Annotated in this window: 1 protein-coding gene; it reads left to right on the forward strand. The window is 71.8% G+C overall.

Features of this window, described 5'->3' with window-relative positions:
• On the forward strand, positions 1–849 hold an 849-nt coding region (locus H9I49_RS23310; protein WP_188032801.1), incomplete at both ends, for a glycoside hydrolase family 3 C-terminal domain-containing protein.

Raw genomic sequence — 849 nt, forward strand, 5'->3', positions numbered from 1 at the left:
ACTGGGACAACGTCGGCCGGATGGTCTACGACCAGCGGATCTGCGCCGACTACGTCGAGGCTGCGGCAGTCGCCGTCAACTCCGGGAACGACCTCATCATGGCCACGCCGGCGTTCTTCGAGGCCGCCCAGGAGGCGGTCGGTCGCGGCCTGGTCGACGAGGAGCAGATCGATGACGCGGTACGGCGGGTCCTGCGGCTGAAGTTCGAGCTCGGGCTCTTCGAGGATCCCCGCACCCCCGACTCGGAGCGGCAGGCGGAGGTGATCGGCTGCCGCGAACACACCGACCTCAACCTCGAGACCGCCCGCCGTTGCCTGGTGCTGCTGCGCAACGAGGGCATCCTGCCCCTCGAAGGCGGGCTGACCTCGGACGGAACCGGCCGCGCCGCAAGCCGGGGCACGCCGCGCACGATCGCGGTCATCGGCCCCAACGCCGACAGCCCGGAGGCCATGCTCGGTGACTGGGCGGGGGCCTCTGGGCAGGTCCCGTGGATGCCCGAGGGACATCCGCGCGAGCTGGTGGAGACGGTGCTCGACGGCCTGCGCGCGGTCGCACCCTCCGGCTGGACCGTCACGCATGCCCGCGGAGCCGACATCGCAAGCCCCGCCGATGACCGCGAGTGGGGCATCGGGCCCGACGGTCAACCACAGGCACCCGTCTTCACTCCCGCCCCGGTCGTCCAGGATCAGATTGAGCAGGCCACGGCCCTTGCAGAGGCTGCGGACTACGCCGTCGTGGTCGTGGGGGACACCATCGCCCTCACGGGCGAGGGGCGCTCGACCGCCACGCTCGACCTCCAAGGCGGCCAGATCGCGCTGCTGGACGCCGTCGCCGCCACCGGCACCCCGA

The organism is Terrabacter sp. MAHUQ-38 (assembly GCF_014518425.1).
In the GTDB taxonomy this organism is placed as follows: domain Bacteria; phylum Actinomycetota; class Actinomycetes; order Actinomycetales; family Dermatophilaceae; genus Terrabacter.